Source organism: Paracoccus gahaiensis (assembly GCF_005048225.1).
In the GTDB taxonomy this organism is placed as follows: Bacteria; Pseudomonadota; Alphaproteobacteria; order Rhodobacterales; family Rhodobacteraceae; genus Paracoccus; species Paracoccus gahaiensis.
The window spans coordinates 1-1164 of the sequence record NZ_SUNI01000073.1; the positions used below are offsets into that span (position 1 = coordinate 1).

At 58.6% G+C, this 1164-nt stretch carries 1 protein-coding gene and 1 pseudogene; both read right to left on the reverse strand.

Translation table 11 applies throughout. The features are described 5' to 3' along the window. Nucleotides 1-153: 153 nt before the first annotated feature. Nucleotides 154-968: pseudogene (locus FA743_RS20135) on the reverse strand (IS3 family transposase); the annotation flags it as partial. Further along, a partial coding sequence (locus tag FA743_RS20540; RefSeq protein ID WP_211242359.1) for a hypothetical protein occupies nucleotides 965-1164 on the reverse strand: 200 nt, incomplete at its 5' end. The pseudogene FA743_RS20135 and the gene FA743_RS20540, both read right to left, overlap by 4 nt.

Genomic DNA, 1164 nt, shown 5'->3' on the forward strand with positions numbered 1-1164 from the left:
TGAGGGCGGCAACCAGACCGACCCTGTATTTGCTATGGAAGAGACCACTTCTTGACGGCGGAGCCCGCTTGGGCAAACATCTTCAGGGCATCCGGTCGCTCGGATGCCCCGTGATCTGATGCCCTAAGCGGCGATTTGTTCCCGAGCTAGGACGTTGTCGACCCGAATGGTGCCGGGCTTCCCGCGCCACTCGATGATCCGGTTCAGGCTGCGGATGACCCGTTCTGCGGGCAGCGAGAAATCGACCTCGATCCCCAGTCCTTCGCGGTTGAAGTCATCCAGCACGTTCAGAAGCCGAAAAGCCCGCCCGTCGCCGAGGCGATCGGCCATGAAGTCCATAGACCAGGTCACATTCGGCGCGTCCGGCACGGCTAGAACGTCAGGCTTCTCCCGTTTCAGCCGCTTGCGCGGCTTGATGCGCAGGTTCAGCTCCAGCTGGCAGTAGATCCGATAGACCCGCTTGTGGTTCCACGGATGCCCCTTCACGTTGCGCAGATGCAGGAAACACAGGCCAAAACCCCAAGTCTTTCGTGCATCTGTCAGTCCCGTCAGCAGATCGGCGATCACCTCGTTCTCGTCCTTTAGCTTTGGACTATAACGATAACAGGTCTCGCTGACCCCGAAGGCGCGGCAGGCCAGCGCGATGCTGACGCCCCGTCGTTCCACCACCGTTTCGGCCATCTCGCGGCGCTGAGATGGCCCTGTCACTTTTTTCCAAAGGCTTCTTTCAACAGATCGTTCTGCATGCTCAGGTCCGCATACATCCGCTTGAGGCGGCGGTTCTCGTCCTCGATCGCCTTCATCTGGCTGACCATGGACGCATCCATCCCGCCATACTTCGTCCGCCATTTGTAAAACGACGCATCGCTCATGCCATGCTCACGGCACAACTGCGCCACCGGCACACCGCCTTCGGCTTGGCGCAGGATCGCAATGATCTGAGCTTCAGTGTATCTGCTAGTCTTCATTCGAATTCTCCTCGTTCATCTTGCCGAGAAAATTCTACTTTTGCAGCATCGTAAATTCGGGGGGGATTACCCGCCATCGATCCGAGGGTCGGCCCGAATGATCGCAAGCTTCGCTCGCGACGCTGAGCCGGGATCTGGGGAGTGAGGAGGATCAGAAAACGATCCAGTGAATCGTTTTCCCGACGAACCCGAAGAC